The sequence below is a fragment of the Pseudomonas sp. JZ134 genome (assembly GCF_051027695.1).
Classification (GTDB): Bacteria; Pseudomonadota; Gammaproteobacteria; order Pseudomonadales; family Pseudomonadaceae; genus Chryseomonas; species Chryseomonas luteola.
On record NZ_CP069250.1, the window covers coordinates 4,084,331 to 4,101,874 of the forward strand.

A 17,544-nucleotide genomic window follows, 5' to 3' on the forward strand; every position below is an offset into this window, starting at 1 on the left:
CCATCGTTCCTCCACAAAACCTGCAAAGCCACGCAAGTTTGACTTTGCACAATTTCCTCACGCCGTAGCCTCGGGCTACACAAACCTCTTTCGATTGGATACTCGCTGTCCAGGGTTCGCTGTCGTATGGTTCGCTTTCCGGTCAGTTTTTGCTCTACCTGCAGCCTGGCACTTACGGTGCTGGCGGGTTGCTCGCAGATCGATGCACCGGCGCTGCCCCAGACGCTGCCGGGCCAGTGGCAGCAACAGGTTGCCCAGCCTGCATCGGCAGCGCCGACCGTTGATCTGCACGGCTGGTGGAAGTCCTTCAACGACCCCGTACTGGATAAGCTGTTGGCACGTGCGGTATCCGATAACCTGACGCTGGCCCAAGCCTCGAGCCGTCTGAAGCAGGCCCGCGCGCTGACACGCCAGACTGACGCCGATTATCTGCCCCAACTGTCATTGGCAACCCGCAGCAGCGAGGAAGTCTCAGCCACGGATACCTTTTTCCAGATCAGCCTGGACGCGGTCTGGGACCTGGGATTGTTTGGCGCGCGTGAAGGTGCTGAAAAGCAGGCCAAAGCCAGGATAAAGCAGGCCAAAGCCGAGCAGCAGGCCGCCCAGGTCACTGTAGTTTCGGAAGTGGTGCGCCAGTACCTCGAACTGCGCGCCGCCCAGCAACAGATCCAGACGCTTGAAGCCCTGGCGGCGCTGGATCAGAAGGCCCTGGCCCTGCTGGATATCCGTATTCCCAGCCATCTGGCGTCGCCCGATCAGCGCCTGCAACTCCAGGCCCAACAGGCCGAGACCCTGGCACGCCTGGCGCAACCCCGCCAGGTCCAGGCACGAGCCCTGCAATCCCTGGCCGCCCTGCTGGGGCAGACCTCACCAGATGCCTCTTGGAATACGGTACAGCCGCTGCCGCGCATCAAGCAGGTCTCGGTGCAGCAGGTGCCCAGTGACCTCCTGCGTACGCGCCCCGATATCCAAAGGGCAGAAGCCGACGTCCTGCAGGCAGCCGGTGAGCTGGGCCTGGCCCATGCCAATCTCTATCCTCACGTCGCGCTGGGCACTTCCTATCTGTATGCCTACAACATGACAATGCACGAAAAGGTCCGCTCAAACAGCGTTCCCATGGTAGGTCCGATTATCGACCTGCCTATCTTCAATTGGGGCCAGCGCAAAGCCGCAGAGAAAGCCCAGAAGTACGCTATGAAGGCCGCCTTGCAGGGTTACCGCCAGGTCTTGCTCGATAGCGTTGCCCAGACCGAAGCGGCCCTGGCGGCCTTTGGCCAGGAGCAGGAGCGGGTCGAGCACCTGCAGCAGGCAGAAGCGGCACTGGACGAACGGGCGCAACACGGCCTGACCCTGACTCAACTAGGCCTGACCAGCCAATGGGAGCAGCTAGACGCCCAGCGTGACCAGTTGCAGGCCTCGCTTCAACTTACCACGGCCCAGGCTCGTCGAAGCCTGGCATTCGTGGCGCTCTATAAGGCGCTGGGCGGCGCACCGCTTCCTGCCGGAGCCGGGGAGAAGCACACATGATTGCCCTGGCCCGTAAGACACTGTTCCACGAGTGGCGCCGCTTTCTGCCAGCCATTCTGGCCATTGGCTTTTCCGGTGTGCTGCTGACGGTGCAGGCTGCACTGGTGCTGGGTATCTTTGGCAGCGCGGCGGTGTATGTCTCGTCCTCATCCGCCGATTTATGGGCGGGCTATCCAGGTACCCAGAGCGTCAACTTTGGTCGGACGATCAGTCCTGACGTGGAAATGCGCCTGCGCATGGACCCGGATGTTACCGATGTAGAACCCTATATCTGGGTGGAAGGCGACTGGCATGGCACCCATGAGAAAAGCGGTGGAGTCTCGGTCTTTGTATCGGGGATCAATCCGGGCCGCCAGGGCATGATGTTTTCCAGCCTGCTCTCCTCAGGACTGCGCCATCGCCTGGAAGAGCCCAACGCCGTCATCGTCGACCGCTCGGAACTGAATCAGCTGGGCGTCAGCCTGGATCAATCCGCATGGATCAATGGCCATCGCGTTCATGTCGTCGCGGCCATTGCCGGTCTGCGCGGCCTGGGTGGCGTCAACGTGCTGGCCTCACTGGACACAGCCCGCCTGCTGCAGGGGGATGACAATCCTGGCAGCGGACCGACCTATTACGTTGCCAAGGTGCGCAAGCCCAGCCATGTCGAGGCGGCCCAGGCCCGCCTGGTCGCCAACCCATCTTTCGGTCCCTTCGAGGTCTGGACAGCCAAGCAGTTTGCCTGGCGCTCCCAGCTTTACTGGATGTTCGATACCGGCGCGGGGGTAGCCGTACTGTTCATGGCAGGCATTGTCTGCCTGGTCGGCGGGGTGATCACCAGCCAGTCGCTGATGGCCATGGTAGCCGCCTCTGCCCGCGAATATGCGGTGCTCAACGCCTTGGGCGCCAGCTTCCGATCACTGTGTCAGGTGGTGCTTGAACAGTCCTGCTGGGTTGGCGGGCTCGGCTTGCTTGTTACCGGGCTTACCAGCACGGTCCTGCTAAGCGTCGCCGCCCGCCATGACGTCCCCGTGGCCATGAACACCCCGATCGCGTTGATTTGCGCTGCCCTGGTCCTGGGCCTTGCGCTCGTGTCCGGGCTCATTGCCATGCGCGGCCTGCTGCGCGCTGACCCTGCACTGCTGTTGAGGTAATGACATGACTCCTGTGAAGCGTCCCGCTCCCAGCCTGGAAGCCGATGAGGTCAGCAAATCCTTCCTCATGGGCATGGTTCGCCTGCACGTATTGCAACGGCTGTCCGTCTCCATCTATCCGGGTGAGCTGACCCTGATTTCAGGGCCTTCGGGCTGTGGGAAGAGCACCTTGCTGTCGCTGCTCAGTGGGTTGCAGGCGCCGGACGAAGGTGAGACCCGCGCTCTGGGCCAGAAGCTAGGTGGACTGGCCAAGCGTGCCCTTGAGCGCTTTCGTCTCAAGCACACCGGCTTTGTCTTTCAGGGCTTCAATCTGTTTCCGGCGCTGACCGCTACCGAGCAGGTGGCATTGCCGCTGGGCTATCTGGGCTTTTCCAACCAGGACGCCCTGGAGCGCGCCCGGCAGGTGCTCAAGGAAGTGGGGCTGGCTCACCGGCTCGACCTGCGCCCGGCTTCGCTGTCTGGCGGCGAGCGGCAGCGTGTGGCACTTGCCCGCGCCTTGGCCAAGCGCCCCCAACTGCTGTTTGCCGATGAGCCTACCAGTGCCCTGGATGCCGAAAACGGACAAAACGTCGCCCGGATGCTGCAACGCATCGCCCATGAGCAAGGCTCCACCGTGTTGTGCGTCAGCCACGATCCGCGCCTGATCCGTCATGCCGACCGGGTACTGGAGATGGAGGACGGACAGATTCAACGTGACTGGCGACCCTCCGAACAGGGCAGCCACGCCCGCAGGGAGTTTGCCTGATGAACATGCGTATTACCCACACTCTGCTGGCCGCCTTGATGATCGCGTCGGTCGTAGGCTGCTCGGACAAGAAACCTCCGCGACCGGCGAAACCGGCTGCGACCGAAGCCGCAAAATATGTAGCCATGGCGAGGGGCAAGGTAGAGGTGCAGGATGGACTGCTGGAGCTTAAATCCCTGCAGGCCGGCCGACTTGCACGCCTTACCGTGGCCGAAGGCGACACGGTCCAGCGCGGCGCCGAACTGGTAGCGCTGGACGACCGAAGCGCCCGTACCGAACTCAAGGCCTATGAAGCAGAGCTGGCGCAGGCGCAGGCCCGGCAGAAAGCGGCGGAGCAGCGTCTGCCGCCAGCACGCCAGCGCGCGCAGCAATTGCAGAAGGCCGCCCGTCAGGGTGCAGTGGACCCGCAACAGGCAACCGAGGCCCGGCAACAGGTTCAGCAGCTGGAGTCGGCACAGGCCGTTGCCAAGGCAGGGGTCGAGATTGCCCGCCAGCATGTCGCGCTGGCCAAGGATCGACTGGCCGAGCGCGTATTGCACGCACCGCAGGCCGGGACGGTAGTGCGCGTCAACGCCACCCAGGGTTCGCTCGTTTCGCCAGAGGATGCCAGGCCGCTGCTGGTAATTCTGCCGGAGCGCCCGCTGCAAATTCGCGCCGAGCTTAATGAAAGCTTTGTGCATCGTGTGAAGCCGGGCATGACGGCAGATGTTGTGCTGGAAGCCGAGCCCGGCCAGCCGCCCCTGAAGGCGCACGTCACGCGCCTGGGCGATCTCTTTGGCAGCAGCCACCTGGACGACGACAGCCAGGGACATCCCAACGTGCGAGTGGTCGACTGCCTGCTCGCGTTCGATCAGCCGCCGACGCTTCGTATCGGCCAGAATGTACGGGTGAATTTCCATGAATAATCTTTCACACTCCGTGCTCGACGAATCGCTCAGGCCCTATACGCCTGTCGTTCGCGAGGTTTTGCCGAACCCTTCGCAGCCCTGGATGATCCAGTGCGATTTCGACGGCACCATCAGCCAGGTCGATGTGATCGACTCCCTGCTCGAACGCTTTGGCCGCCCCGGCTGGCAAGAGCTGGAAGACGATTGGGAGGCCGGTCGGATCGGCTCCCGTGACTGCATGCAGGGCCAGGTGGCACTGCTGGACATGTCGCAGGAAGAGTTTCACGCACATCTTGACGGTATCGCCATCGATCCGGGCTTTCAGGCCTTCGTTGAGGCGGCCGGTGAGCGGGGCCTGTTGATTCAAGTCATCAGTGACGGGCTGGATTATGCGATCCGCTATATCCTGCGTCGCCACGGCCTGGGCGGGCTGCCCGTGCAGGCCAACTACCTGACCCAGACCGGCGAGCGCAGCTGGGAACTTGCCTCTCCCTTTGCCAGCCCGCACTGCCTTCGCGACAGCGGCACCTGCAAGTGCGAGCGGCTTGCCCTTCAGCACCAGCGCCAGCAACGCGTGTTATTCATTGGCGACAGCACTTCGGACTTCTGTGTCTCGGGCCGTGCCGACTTTGTGCTGGCCAAGTACAAGCTGATCGATCATTGCCGCCAGCGCGGCTACCCCTTCGCCCCGATTTCCACTTTCAACGACGCCCTGTCCTGGCTGGACGAGCTCGTTCCTCAAGAGCAACCCTCTCGATGACTGAACATGAATTTCTTCTGGAAGGCGGCCGCACCGGCGTCCTTCTGATCCACGGCTTGACCGGGACCCCTAATGAAATGCGCCTGTTCGGCCGCGGGTTGAACAAGGCTGGCTTCACGGTCTATGGTGTTCAACTGGCCGGCCACTGCGGCACAGCCGATGATCTGGTCGAAACACGCTGGCAGGACTGGTATGCCAGTGTTTGCGCTGCAGCGGACAAGCTGCGCGAGCAGGTCGATCATGTCTTCGTGGCGGGCCTGTCTATGGGCGCGCTACTGGCACTCAAGCTGGCAGCCGATCAGCCGGACCGGATTGCCGGCGTAGCCGCGCTGGCGACCATGTTCCGCCACGACGGCTGGAGCATGCCGTTCTACACCCGTTTCTGCTTCATCCTTCCGATCTGCAAGGCGCTGGGCATCGGTCGCAAGACCATGTTCATCGAGCAGCCGCCCTATGGCATCAAGGATGAAATGCTGCGCACCTATATCGTCGACCAGATGAATTCCGGCGACAGCGCCGCAGCAGGCTTGCCGGGCAATCCCTGGTGGGCCGTGGCAGAGATGTATGCCCTGGCTACCCAGGTACGCAAACAGCTCGGCGACATCGCCTCACCCTGTCTCGTGATGCACGCGACCCAGGACGACATTGCCAGCCTCGACTATAACGCGCGACTGGTAGAGCGCTCGGTCAAGGGACCGGTGACAACGGTCTGGCTGGAAGACAGCTATCACATGATCACAGTGGACCGTGAGCGGCGCAAGGTGGCCTCCGAAACGGTTGCGTTCATCAAGAGCGCGCTGGGCGAGCAGGCAGTATCGCCTGTGGCGGACAGGGTCACGGCATGACGGCCGAAACCTTTCCGGGGCTCGTCATCGTGCTGTGGATCGCCAATGTGGTGATCGACAGTGTCGGCCAGCTGGCGTTCAAGGCTGCAGCGACCGAGTCGGCGGACAAGGACGGAATTGCGCACTGGATAGAGATGAGCCGTCGCCCGTGGCTGTGGCTGGGAATCGGCTGCTACGTGATGGAGTTTGTCGTGTGGCTGGCGTTTCTGTCGTTGGTGCCGCTGTCCCAGGGTGTACTGCTGGGCTCGATCAATATTGTGGCCATCATGCTGGCGGGGCGCTTTTTCTTCGCTGAAAAGCTCACGCCATTGCGGGTGCTGGGCATCAGCCTCATTTCCATTGGCGTTGCCGTAGTGGGGATACAGGCATGAAGCGTTTCTACCTGATTGGTTTTCTGCTACTCATGGCGTTCGATACGCTGGCGCAGCTGAGCTTCAAATACGCCGCCATGCAGGCCGAACCCCTGTCGATGACCACCGAGTGGCTGTGGCGGGTATTCGGCCATCCATGGATCTACGGTGCGTTCGTAGGCTACATCGGCGCCTTTTTCTGCTGGATGACCCTGCTCAAGCACGTGCCGGTCGGCCCGGCCTTTGCGGCCTCGCACCTGGAGATCGTCTCCGTGATGCTGCTGTCCGTGTGGCTGTTCAACGAGCATCTGGGCTGGCCACAACTGCTGGCTGCCGGTTTGATCATCCTGGGCATCGTTTGCCTGGCCCTGAGTGAACACCGTGAAGCCGCTTCCTCGTAAAGCCTACTTCGACGCACCGCCCACAGCGGGCCTGCCCTTGCGGTTGCGCGACCTGCTGCCCGGCGGCGAGCGTAACCTGAGCACCGCCCTGGCGCGTTTTCTAGGCGTGGAGCATGTTCAGCTGGAAAGCTCTGGCACCGCGGCAATGGTCATTGCGCTTACAGCGCTGAAAAGGCTGTCACCTGCGCGTACGACCGTTATCGTTCCGGCCTATACCTGCCCGCTGGTGGCGCTGGCGGTTGTCCAGTGTGGGCTTGAGCTGCAACTCTGTGACCTCAAGCCGGACAGCCTCGACCTTGATCCATTAATGCTCGAGGCTTTGTGCAACGAGCAGACCCTGGCCGTCGTCCCAACCCACCTGTGCGGCCGGATCAGCGATATCGACCCAGCGCTTGAATGCGCCCGGGCGGTAGGCGCCTGGGTGATCGAGGATGCCGCCCAGGGCTTGGGCAGCCGTGTCGGTGGTCATAGCATCGGCATACGCAGCGACATTGCCTTTTTCAGCCTGGCAGTGGGCAAGGGGCTTACGATTTTTGAAGGCGGCGCCCTTATCGCCCGCGAGGAGACGATTCGTCAGGCCTTGCGTCATGCCAGTCAGGCGCTGGCGCAGCCAAAACCCTGGCTGGAATTCAAGCGCAGTGTTGAGCTATTGGGCTATGCCGCCCTCTATCGGCCTGCGGGTCTGCGGCTCGCTTACGGCCTGCCACTGCGGCGTGCGCTGAAGAAAGGGGATTGGGTGGCCGCTGCCGATGAATATTTTTCTCTGCCCATTACGTTGCATCAGGTTGGGTCTTGGCGGCAGGCCGTTGGGGTTCGCGCCCTGAAGCGCCTTCCCGACTTCCTCACACAACAGCGCATGCAGGCCGAATGCAGGCTCAAGCGCCTGCGCACCCTTTCTGGGCTGGTTCCCCTTGAAGGTCATGAGGGCGAGGGGAGCTGGCCCGTTTTATTAGTGCTCATGCCCAGCCGCGAGGCCCGTGACTCGGTACTGGAAGCACTCTGGGGAAATGGCTATGGTCTGAGCATTCCCTTCGTGCATGCCTTGCCGGATTACCACTATCTGAACACGACGCTTACCTACAAGTCGCCCGTTGAATGCCAGGAAGCCCGCCGGCTGGCGGGTCGAATCCTGGCTATCAGTAATAGCCCCTGGTTAAGCGAGGCTGATTTTGATGTGGTCTATGGGGTGATTGAAGAGGCTTGTCACGCCGAGCGCATGACGCGCTCATAGCCCTGCGCCGTGTTCAGCCGGCTAACCAAACGCTGATTGAGCACATGCTGCTCCACCTGCCAGGATTGTAAGGTCAAATCAGGTATTTCCAGCGTCTGGCCATCGCCGGCGCTTAGCCAGCGCTTCCAGGCGCTGGGGTGCCGATAGACCGAGACATCACCGGTGATATCACTGCCCAAGAGCTGCCCCTTCAAGGCCTCAATCGCCTGCATGACATGATGCTCAAGCATGACACCCTGATCCCAGTTGGTGCGGACGACCGAAGGACTGAAAACATCCTTGTCGATGGATAGGTACGTGGGGTGCTGCTCACGAATCAGGAGCTCACTCAGGGTATCAGCCAGGGTGTCGGCATCGGTAAAGTTGCGAAAGGCCGACTGCACACCCAGCCAACGCGCCCACCCCGTGTCTACGCCCAGGCTCCAGTAGCTCAGCTTACCGCTGCGCAGTGGCGTCAGGTAATTCTCCCAGGCATGCCCACGGCCGATGTCTGGCGAGGTGATACCCACCACATGAACGTGGCTGACCTGCGGCAACAGGGCGACACGACGCACCCAGGAACCGCAATGGATACCAAACAGATAACGCATGTTGTCCGGGTGATTATCGAACACTACGACCCGAACGCCCCGTGTACGGGACGTCTGCCGGGCAATGAGCGGCCAGCTCAAATGATGAAAATCACCACTACCCATTAGTACAGGGCCGTGGTTGACGGGTAGGCGGGCCACCACATCACGACCGAAGGCATCGAGAGTCGAGACGCGGCAGCCAAACCGCACCTGCGCCTGCCAGTCACGCAGGTCCAGGCGCAGGGCGTTGTCTACTGCACCGATAGAGCCATCAAGATCCAGAACGATAGGCTGGTTCACGGCTGTCACTCCATTGGCGGTCACTTTCAAAGTACCGGGAAAAGCGTCGCGCCAGGCCACGCAACAGGGCGTTGCGCACATAGACGGCGTGACAGGTGAAAGTAAAGGAAGCACCCAGGTAGGATTTGATTTCCGGGTCTGTCCAGCCGGCCACGTAATGGGTCAGGCCGTGGCTGAGGGCATAGTCCAGATTGATGAGCCAACTGATGAAGTACAGGTTGAACGATCGGGCTTCGGGATATTGCAGCCCGATGTACTTGTCGATCAGCTTGCCGTCATGCACGAAGCACACGTTATAGCCGATCAGACGATCTTCATGGCGATACTCGAATACCATTCCACCGCTGCCTGCATCTCGCAGCATCTGCTCGAAAAACCCTCGAGACAGACGATCGAAGTGAATCTCGCTCTGGTCGTACACATTCAGGTATAGCCGGTAATACTCGTCGATCAGCTCGTCACACAGGAACTGCGCATCGCCTGTCGGCACCTCACGAATCGTCAACGCCTCGCGCTTGCGCCATTTACGGCGAATATCCTTGCGGCGGCTCGACGAAAGACGGCCCAGGTATTCCTCCACAGAGGCGAAATCGATGGGTACATAGGCCAGCGCCTGACCTTCAACCAGAACGAAACTCTCTGCCTTGCAGGCCTCAAGCAGCCGCTCCGCATACAGGTTGGCCGAGTCGTCCAGCAGGGGGGAGTGTTGGGGAATATCCTTGATGATCATCATCGGATAGCACCACCCCAGCGCCTTACGCAGACGCTTGACCAGCGAGCGGGCCGACCAGGCTGCCGGGAAGAGGGCATATTCGGAAACCGTCGTGCCGATGAAGGCCGTACGGATACGCAGCCATTTGGACCAATGGCGATAAAGGGGAAGTGATTCAATCCTGCGCTTGAGCGATCCGTCTACTGTAGTCAGCAGATCGAACTCCGCCTCGAAGCCCGGTGTTGCCTGGGGCAGGCGCAGCACCTGAAACCCTTCGGGCGGATGGGCGCTGAACTTATCGATCAGCGCCCCAGGCTCGAGCTGATTGCCGTACAGCGGCCCGGCAGAGCCGGGCCTTTGTTCGAGCCCCACCGCGTCAGGCCTGCTTGGCGCGAGTGATCAACTGGTCAAGCAGTACCATCGCCTGATCGATCTCGGCGAAGGAGATTTCCAGCGACGGTGCAAACGTGATGACGTTCTTGTAGTAGCCGCCCACGTCCAGCACCAGACCGGTCTTCTTACCCTTGTATTCCAGATCGCCAGCCAGACCGATGTCGACCATCTTGTCTAGCAGCTCGCGGTTCGGGGTAAAGCCATCCTCGGTGCAGATCTCGGCGCGCAGGGCCAGACCCAGACCGTCAACATCACCGATTTCCTTGTGACGCTTCTGCAGGTCCTTCAGACCTTCGAGGAAGTACGCACCACGATCCATCACGTGCTTCTCGTAGTCCACTTCCGAGGTCATGCGCAGGGTTTCGAGGCCCAGCGCCGTACCCAAAGGGTTGGACGCGAAAGTGGAGTGCGTGGAGCCCGGCGGGAATACATCGGGGTTGATCAGCTCTTCGCGGGCCCACACACCACCTAGCGGGTTCATGCCGTTGGTGAGCGCCTTGCCGAAGACGATGATGTCCGGCTTCACACCGAAATGCTCAATCGACCACAGCTTGCCGGTACGGTAGAAGCCCATCTGGATCTCGTCGACCACCATCAGAATACCGTGGTCGTCCAAGACCTTTTTCAGGCCGGTGTAGTAGTTTTTCGGTGGAACGATATAGCCACCGGTGCCCTGGATAGCCTCGACGTAGAAGGCCGCATATTCCGACTCCTTGGCCTTGGGATCCCACACTGCGTGGTATTCGTTCTCGAACTTACGGGCAAAGTCCTTCACCAGGTGCTCGCCGTACTCTTCGGCCGTCATGCCTTTCGGGCGGCGGAAGGGATAGGGGAACGGCACGAAGTTGGCGCGCTCGCCAAAGTGGCCGTAACGGCGACGGTAGCGGTAGCTGGAGGTAATGCTCGATGCGCCCAGCGTACGGCCATGGTAGCCGCCTTCGAAGGCAAACATCAGGCTCTTGCCGCCGGTAGCGTTACGGACGATCTTGAGCGAATCCTCAACGGACTGCGAACCGCCAACGTTGAAATGCACGCGGCCCGGCAAACCAAACTTGCGCTCGGCGTCCTGAGCGATGGTCTTGGCCAACTCGATCTTGGTGGGGTGTAGATACTGGCTGGCAACCTGGGGCAGGACATCCAGCTGCTTGCGCATCACGGCGTCGAGACGCGGATTCTTGTAGCCGAAGTTGACGGCCGAGTACCACATCTGCAGGTCGAGGTAGGGTGTGCCCTCGGCGTCATACATGTAGCTGCCTTCGCAGCCAGTAAAAATCTTGGGCGGATTAACGTAGTGGACGGTGTCGCCAAAAGAACAGTATTTGGCTTCGTCAGCCAGCAAGGCTTCGTTGTTCATGGATTGCTCCAGACTGCGATTGGGTGAGGATCACCGTGGTCTACAGCAGACGCGCGATGACAACTGCCCTGCATTGTGCAAAGGCAACCTTGCTGGCCTGTCGAGGGATTGTGTGCAAAGTGTGGAGATGAAACAGAACGTTTCGCGAAGCGACAAACGTAACGTTTTCAGGCGTGAGCTGGCATTATCAAAGCCAGAACGAACGCAGGAGTACTCTTATGAATATTCGTCCCATTACCGCCGCTGACTTCGATCAGGTCTGGCCGATCATCCAGGCAGTCGTCCAAAGCCAGGAAACCTATGCGCTTGATCCGGCCATGGACCGTGACGCCGCCTGGAAGCTCTGGGTTGAGCTGCCCAAGGCCACCTTTGTCGCTGAGCGAGACGGGCAGATTCTGGGTACTTATTACATCAAGCCTAATGCCGCCGGGCCAGGCAGCCATGTGTGCAACTGCGGCTATATGACTGCCGAAGCTGCACGTGGGCAGGGCGTTGCCAGTGCCTTGTGCGCCCATTCGCTGGAAACAGGCCGCGAGCTGGGCTTTCTGGCGATGCAGTTCAACTCGGTGGTCTCCACCAATCAGGTGGCGGTTGCGCTGTGGAAAAAGCATGGCTTTGAGATCGTCGGCACGCTGCCCAAGGCCTACCGCCACCGCACCCAGGGGCTTGTGGACTGCTACGTGATGTTCCGCGCGTTGTAACAGTTAGTCTGCCTAAGCGAACCGCCCACGAAACGGTTAACGTCTATTGGCCGTTTCGCTTCATACCAGATAATTGTAGGCCTCCAGCACTTTTTTGATGGCCTACAGCTTTGCCACTAATGGCCGATAAGTCTCACACTTCCTCCCCTTAACAAGCCGCAGCGCTTCTTGTTGCTCTTGCACATGCAGTCCTGAACAAATGCTCATTTTCTCCAGTTTACGTACTCGATTCGCGTTAATTGTGGCGCTTCTCATTATTTCTCTAAGCTGGATCTTTGGCGCGCTCATCGGAACCGCCTCGGTCAACCGCTTGAGGGATCAGATCGGACGCGAACTGGCCGAATCGGCGCTCGACATGGTCGATCATCTCGACCGGGACATGGATGGCCGCGCCCGAGAGCTGACTGTATTGAGCCAGCTCCAGGCACTGCGCGATCCTAGTCACAACAAAGAGGCGAAGCGGCTACTTAATCACTTGCAGGAGCAGTTCCCCAGCATTGCCTGGATTGGGCTCACAGATGCCCAAGGAAACGTCATGGCATCCAATGACGGTATTCTGGAAGGCGCCAGCATCGCCAAGCGTCCGGTTTACTTGAACGCGCTGCAAGAGCCTTTTATAGGAGACGTGCACGAAGCTGTACTGCTGGCCAAACTTTTGCCTAACCCTACTGGTGAGGCAATGAAATTTGTGGATATAAGCCTGCCCATCAAGGACGACAATGGAAAATTGATTGGGGTATTGGCGTCGCATCTCTCCTGGGGCTGGGCTGATGAGGTGAGGCAGTCTTTGCTCAAGCCCATTCAGCAACGCTTGCCAGGGCTTGAGTTCATGGTGGTCAGCAAAGACCACACCATCCTCTTAGGCCCGAAGGAGATGATTGGCCAACAGCTGAACTTCAAATGGGACGCTATTGAGCAACAGTCTTGGTCGCTTCAACGTTGGCCGGATGGACAGGTTTACCTTACCGGCTTCGCAATGAGTGATGGGCACGGTGACTATCCCGGCCTGGGCTGGACTGTTGTAGCACGCCAACCACTGGACGCTGCATATGCCTCTGCCCATGAACTACAGACAGAAATACTCACAGGGGGCATTGTGCTGGCTGTGATATTTGCCGTCATCGGCTGGCTGCTGGCGGGGTTCATTACCAAACCGCTCAATCAAATCGTAACGGCCGCCAAGCGTCTCTCAGCCGGTGAAAACGTTGAGATTCCCGAATTGAAGGGAACTGTCGAAGTGCACAGCTTGAGCCAGGCCATTCGCCAACTCGTTCAGAGCCTGAGCCATCAGGGAGACCAACTGGATGCAATGGAAAGCATTGCCTACCAGGACACATTGACTGGTTTAGCCAATAGAGCTGCGCTTGAACGCTATCTACCGCAGGTTCAACAACATATCCAACAGCAGGGCGGTAGCCTTGCTTTGCTATGCCTGGACCTTGATGGGTTCAAGCCCGTCAATGACCGTTTCGGCCATGGTACGGGAGACCTGCTTCTGCAAGGCGTTGCACAACGATTGCTCACATGTTTTCGAGAGAATGATCTAGTTGTACGGCTAGGCGGTGACGAATTTCTGATGCTTGTACCGTTCGCTATCACCGATACGAAAGAGGTTATCGATGCCATTGCCCTGCGTATCATCCGTTCCCTTGATAACCCTTTCTTCTTGGCCAACGAAAAAATCAAGGTAGGGTGCAGCATAGGCGTAGCCCTGTGGCCACAGGATGCGATGGACATCGAAGAGGCTATAACCTTGGCTGACCAAGCGCTGTATAGCGCCAAGCGCGCCGGTAAAGGCCGGGCTCACTTCCATGAGTCAGCTGCCACCCAAATCACCCAGGACACAGCGCTCATAAAAGCGTCGGCCCTTAAGGCCCCGACTGAGCAGGACCTTTCCTAAGATCAAGCTCAGGCAGGGGTAGCCGTTGGCAGCTCTACATAACCCTTCAACGCCTGCACACGACGTAGCCATTTCTGAACGGCTACAAAGGGGGCAAGGTCAATGCCGCCTTCCGGCGCCATGGCGGTGTATGGGTAGCAGGCGATATCGGCAATCGTCGGGCCGCCGGCCTCCGGCACCAGCCACTCTTCGCCAGTCAGCTGTTTCTCCAGAACCTCTAGTCCAGCCAGACCCAAGGCCTGACAATCCGTCAGGTTGCCTGTACGCGCAAAGACCGACGTGTTGTTAAGACTGATCGACCGGGCACGGCCTAGTCCATAGCGACCTTCGTTCTGTTCGAAGGCCAGCCACTGCATCACCTTGGCCATGGTCACGGGATCGGTAGGCAGCCACAAGCCACGCCCGTACTGGCGAGCCAGATACACCAGGATCGAGGTGGAATCCCAGAGCGTCACGCTGTCATCCACCAGAACCGGAATCTGCCCCCGAGGGTTGATGGCCAGAAACTCCGGTTGCCGGTTCTCGCCGGCATTGAGATCGACCTTGACCCGCTGATAGTTCAACTCCAGCACGGACAGTAGCAGACGGATCTTGTAGCAATTACCGGATCGTTCCAGATCGTAGAGAATCAAGGCTGTAACCTCATACAGGAGTCAGGCCGCACGGCAGCAAAAACGTCATCTTACAATGTCCGGGACATGAACACGTTGTAAGGCCCTTCTAATAGAAAACGGCCTCTCGCCAACACCTTGCGTTTTACGCGGTTACTCATAGCATGAGGAGACGTCCAAGCGAGGTGATCGGCATGACCGCCAGTGGCATCCACCCATCTGCTGTAGAAACCTTTACCGCTCAAGAGCGCGAGCGTTTTCTCGCCAACAATCCGAATTCCGTGGCACTGGCCGAACGCGCCCGAAAGTCGCTTTACGGAGGCGTTCCCATGCACTGGATGGCCGACTGGTCGACACCGGTGCCCCTGTTCGTCGAACGCGCCAGGGGCGCACGTTTTTACGACGTGGATGGCCATCAATACATCGACTTCTGCCTGGGCGATACCGGCACCATGTTTGGTCACTCACCGGACCCCATTGCCAAGGCATTGGTCGAACAGGCGCCCAACGGCCTTACCACCATGTTACCGGGCAAGGATGCGGTCGTGTGCGGCGAGTTGCTGGCCGAACGCTTCGGCTTGCCGTATTGGCAGGTCACCGCCACGGCAACCGATGCCAATCGCTACGTGCTGCGCTGGGCGCGTGCCGTAACCGGGCGCAAGACGCTTCTGGTATTCGATGGCTGCTACCATGGCACGGTGGACGATGTGATGGTGCGCCACCGCAACGGTCGGACGGTGCCTCGTTCCGGCCTGATTGGCCAAGCGTATGACCTGACCGAATACAGCCGCGCTATTCCCTTCAACGATGTGGCAGCCCTGGAAGCGGCCCTGGCCGAAGGGGATGTCTGCGCGCTGTTATGCGAGCCCGCCATGACTAATATTGGCATGGTCCTACCAGAGGCGGGCTTTCTACAACAGTGTCGAGAGCTGACCCGCCAGTATGGCGCGCTGCTGATCATCGACGAAACCCATACCATCTCCACCGACGTTGGCGGCTGCACCCGCCTGTGGAACCTTGAGCCAGATTTTTTTGTGATGGGCAAACCCATCGCTGGCGGCGTACCCTGCGGCGTGTTTGGTTGCAGTGCGGAAATGGCCGAACGCATGCACACAGCGCGCGAACAGGCGCAGGCACATAGCCACGGACACGGCCACAGCGGCATGGGCACCACACTTTCCGCCAACGCCCTGGCCATGCACTGCATGCGCGCCAACCTGGAGCAGGTGATGACACCCGCTGCCTATGCCCACATGCTGCCGCTAGCCAAGCGCCTCGCTGATGGCTTCCGCCGGTTGATCGCCGGACATGACTTGAAGTGGTCTGTGACCGAGCTGGGCGCACGGTGCGAGTTTCAGTTCTGCCCAGTCCCGCCCAAGACAGGTGCCGAAGCCGAGGCAGCCTTTCATGATGAATTACAGATGGCGCTGCACCTGTATCTGATCAATCGCGGCATCCTGATCACGCCGTTTCACAACATGACGTTGTGCTGCCCCGACACCACCGAGGCAGACGTGGATCGTCTCATCGCCACGCTGGATAATGCCCTGATCGATCTGCTGGCCCTGCCCAACGCCCGCGAATAACCCAACAACAAGAGCCCTGATCATGACCTTTGCCGATCCCCAGGAAGCCCGCGATTTTCTTGCCCAGCACCCTGACGTGCGTAGCATCGAGCTGATATTGATCGACGCCAACGGTGTCCCACGCGGCAAGCTCCTGCATCGCGACGAACTACTGGCCATTTATGAAAATGGTCGCCCGCTGCCCAGCTCTATCCTGGCGCTGACCATCCAGGGGGAGGACGTTGACGAGACCGGGCTCGTCTGGGACGTGGCGGATGCCGACTGTTGGACATACCCACTGCCCGGCAGCCTGACGCTGCAACCCTGGCGCACCGTGCCCACCGGGCAGATGCAGGTCAGCATGCACCCGGAGAAGGGCCTGCCTGCCGCTCCGGCAGACCCTCGGCATGTGCTGGTGCGCGCCGTGGATCGACTCAAGGCGGACGGTTATCACCCGGTCATGGCGGTGGAGCTTGAGTTCTATCTGTTGGACAAGCAGCGCGACGCCCAGGGTCGCCCGCAGCCTGCCGTGCAAATGAATGGCATCCGCCCACAGGCCCCGCAGGTATACGGAGTGTATGAGCTGGAGCAGCTACAGCCGTTCCTGGATGACCTGTACGCCGCCTGCCAGGTGCAAGGGCTTCCGGTACGCACAGCCATCTCCGAATACGCTCCATCCCAGATTGAACTGACCCTGGAGCACCGCTTCGATGCGCTGCAGGCGGTAGATGAGGGCGTACGTTACAAGCGGCTGGTCCGTGGCGTAGCCAACCGGCACGGCTTGCAGGCCTGCTTTATGGCCAAACCTTTTGGTGATCTGGCGGGCAGCGGCCTGCATTTGCACGTGAGCCTGGCCGATGCCAACGGTAACAACCTTATGGCCAGCGAAGACCCACACGGTACGCCGTTACTGCGCCACAGTATTGGCGGCATGATGGCGACGCTGAATGACGCCTTGGCGATCTTCTGCCCCAACGCCAACTCGTTCCGTCGTTTCCAGGCCAACAGCTACGCCCCGCTGGCCAAGAGCTGGGGTGTAAACAACCGCACCGTGTCTTTCCGTGTTCCTGGCTGCCCGGCACACAGCCGCCATATCGAACACCGCATCTGCGGCGCCGACGCCAACCCGTACCTCGCCGCCGCCGCGATCCTCTCCGGTATGCATAAAGGGATTCGTGAAGAAATCGATCCCGGCGAGCCCATCACCGGCAATGGCTACCAACAAGCCCGCGAAACCCTGCCCACCGATTGGCTCACGGCGCTGCGTAGTCTGGAAACTTCAACTTGGGCACAGGATGTTTTAGGTGAGGAGTTCTTGAAGGTCTATCTTGCCATTAAATGGGCCGAGTACCGCCAGTTCATGGGGGAGGTAGGGGAGCAGGATTGGCGGTGGTATTTGATGCATGCTTGATATGGCTACCTAGAGCAGCTTGAGAAACGCATCTATTGAATCACTTTTTAGCCAAACTCCTTGAAATTAACAAAATTCCAAATAATGATTTACACAAATAACTAATTTTTTAAACTTTTTCTCCACCCGCAACGATGAGCACAAGG

The 17,544-nt window shown here is 59.8% G+C and carries 17 protein-coding genes; 13 read left to right on the forward strand and 4 right to left on the reverse strand.

From position 1 onward, the window contains the following. Positions 1 to 126 precede the first annotated feature (126 nt). From JQR86_RS19055 to JQR86_RS19095, 9 genes are read left to right on the forward strand one after another with little or no spacing between them, the layout of a single operon-like run. Positions 127 to 1,527 carry an efflux transporter outer membrane subunit gene (locus tag JQR86_RS19055; protein ID WP_434154082.1) on the forward strand — a complete coding sequence of 467 codons (1,401 nt, stop codon included), beginning with the start codon at positions 127 to 129 and terminating at the stop codon, positions 1,525 to 1,527. Next, positions 1,524 to 2,660, forward strand: a complete 1,137-nt coding sequence (locus tag JQR86_RS19060; protein ID WP_122041162.1) for an ABC transporter permease — start codon at positions 1,524 to 1,526, stop codon at positions 2,658 to 2,660. Before JQR86_RS19055 ends, JQR86_RS19060 begins: the two co-directional genes overlap by 4 nt. 4 nt (positions 2,661 to 2,664) lie before the next feature. Next, a complete protein-coding gene (locus JQR86_RS19065; protein ID WP_010796416.1) occupies positions 2,665 to 3,405 on the forward strand; it encodes an ABC transporter ATP-binding protein in 741 nt (246 codons plus the stop codon). Then, positions 3,405 to 4,310 carry an efflux RND transporter periplasmic adaptor subunit gene (locus JQR86_RS19070; RefSeq protein ID WP_434154083.1) on the forward strand — a complete coding sequence of 302 codons (906 nt, stop codon included), beginning with the start codon at positions 3,405 to 3,407 and terminating at the stop codon, positions 4,308 to 4,310. The genes JQR86_RS19065 and JQR86_RS19070 overlap by 1 nt, the downstream gene beginning before the upstream one ends. Further along, the gene (locus tag JQR86_RS19075) at positions 4,303 to 5,052 is read left to right on the forward strand and encodes an MtnX-like HAD-IB family phosphatase (RefSeq protein WP_083397800.1); all 750 of its coding nucleotides are present in this window, start codon (positions 4,303 to 4,305) and stop codon (positions 5,050 to 5,052) included. The genes JQR86_RS19070 and JQR86_RS19075 overlap by 8 nt, the downstream gene beginning before the upstream one ends. Further along, the gene (locus JQR86_RS19080) at positions 5,049 to 5,897 is read left to right on the forward strand and encodes an alpha/beta hydrolase (RefSeq protein WP_434154084.1); all 849 of its coding nucleotides are present in this window, start codon (positions 5,049 to 5,051) and stop codon (positions 5,895 to 5,897) included. The genes JQR86_RS19075 and JQR86_RS19080 overlap by 4 nt, the downstream gene beginning before the upstream one ends. Continuing rightward, the gene (locus tag JQR86_RS19085) at positions 5,894 to 6,268 is read left to right on the forward strand and encodes an EamA family transporter (RefSeq protein ID WP_286787297.1); all 375 of its coding nucleotides are present in this window, start codon (positions 5,894 to 5,896) and stop codon (positions 6,266 to 6,268) included. The genes JQR86_RS19080 and JQR86_RS19085 overlap by 4 nt, the downstream gene beginning before the upstream one ends. Next, positions 6,265 to 6,648, forward strand: coding sequence for a DMT family transporter (locus tag JQR86_RS19090; RefSeq protein ID WP_010796411.1), 384 nt, complete (start codon positions 6,265 to 6,267; stop codon positions 6,646 to 6,648). The genes JQR86_RS19085 and JQR86_RS19090 overlap by 4 nt, the downstream gene beginning before the upstream one ends. Continuing rightward, positions 6,629 to 7,879: a DegT/DnrJ/EryC1/StrS family aminotransferase gene (locus JQR86_RS19095; RefSeq protein WP_434154085.1), complete on the forward strand. Its 1,251-nt coding sequence runs from the start codon at positions 6,629 to 6,631 to the stop codon at positions 7,877 to 7,879. Before JQR86_RS19090 ends, JQR86_RS19095 begins: the two co-directional genes overlap by 20 nt. On the opposite strand, the gene JQR86_RS19100 is transcribed toward JQR86_RS19095, so the two are convergent. From JQR86_RS19100 to JQR86_RS19110, 3 genes are read right to left on the reverse strand one after another with little or no spacing between them, the layout of a single operon-like run. Then, positions 7,852 to 8,751, reverse strand: a complete 900-nt coding sequence (locus tag JQR86_RS19100; protein WP_434154086.1) for an arginase family protein — start codon at positions 8,749 to 8,751, stop codon at positions 7,852 to 7,854. The genes JQR86_RS19095 and JQR86_RS19100 overlap by 28 nt on opposite strands. Continuing rightward, positions 8,723 to 9,835: a GNAT family N-acetyltransferase gene (locus JQR86_RS19105; RefSeq protein WP_434154087.1), complete on the reverse strand. Its 1,113-nt coding sequence runs from the start codon at positions 9,833 to 9,835 to the stop codon at positions 8,723 to 8,725. The genes JQR86_RS19100 and JQR86_RS19105 overlap by 29 nt, the downstream gene beginning before the upstream one ends. Before the next feature lie 4 nt (positions 9,836 to 9,839). After that, positions 9,840 to 11,210 carry an aspartate aminotransferase family protein gene (locus tag JQR86_RS19110; protein WP_312271225.1) on the reverse strand — a complete coding sequence of 457 codons (1,371 nt, stop codon included), beginning with the start codon at positions 11,208 to 11,210 and terminating at the stop codon, positions 9,840 to 9,842. A gap of 218 nt (positions 11,211 to 11,428) precedes the next feature. On the opposite strand from JQR86_RS19110, the gene JQR86_RS19115 reads away from it, so the two are divergent. Beyond that, positions 11,429 to 11,911, forward strand: a complete 483-nt coding sequence (locus JQR86_RS19115) for a GNAT family N-acetyltransferase (protein WP_150348347.1) — start codon at positions 11,429 to 11,431, stop codon at positions 11,909 to 11,911. 241 nt (positions 11,912 to 12,152) lie between these two features. Continuing rightward, positions 12,153 to 13,811 carry a diguanylate cyclase domain-containing protein gene (locus JQR86_RS19120; RefSeq protein ID WP_434154088.1) on the forward strand — a complete coding sequence of 553 codons (1,659 nt, stop codon included), beginning with the start codon at positions 12,153 to 12,155 and terminating at the stop codon, positions 13,809 to 13,811. 8 nt (positions 13,812 to 13,819) lie between these two features. Here JQR86_RS19120 and JQR86_RS19125 read toward each other — a convergent pair whose 3' ends face one another. Then, positions 13,820 to 14,443, reverse strand: a complete 624-nt coding sequence (locus tag JQR86_RS19125) for a glutathione S-transferase family protein (protein ID WP_404626852.1) — start codon at positions 14,441 to 14,443, stop codon at positions 13,820 to 13,822. Between the two features lie 173 nt (positions 14,444 to 14,616). Between JQR86_RS19125 and JQR86_RS19130 the strand changes: the two genes are divergently transcribed. Further along, complete coding sequence (locus JQR86_RS19130; protein WP_434154089.1) at positions 14,617 to 16,008, forward strand: aspartate aminotransferase family protein; 1,392 nt, start codon at positions 14,617 to 14,619, stop codon at positions 16,006 to 16,008. Positions 16,009 to 16,030: 22 nt separating this feature from the next. Next, entirely contained in the window at positions 16,031 to 17,398 is a 1,368-nt protein-coding gene (locus JQR86_RS19135; RefSeq protein ID WP_434154090.1) for a glutamine synthetase family protein, read from the forward strand. Positions 17,399 to 17,544: the final 146 nt, after the last annotated feature.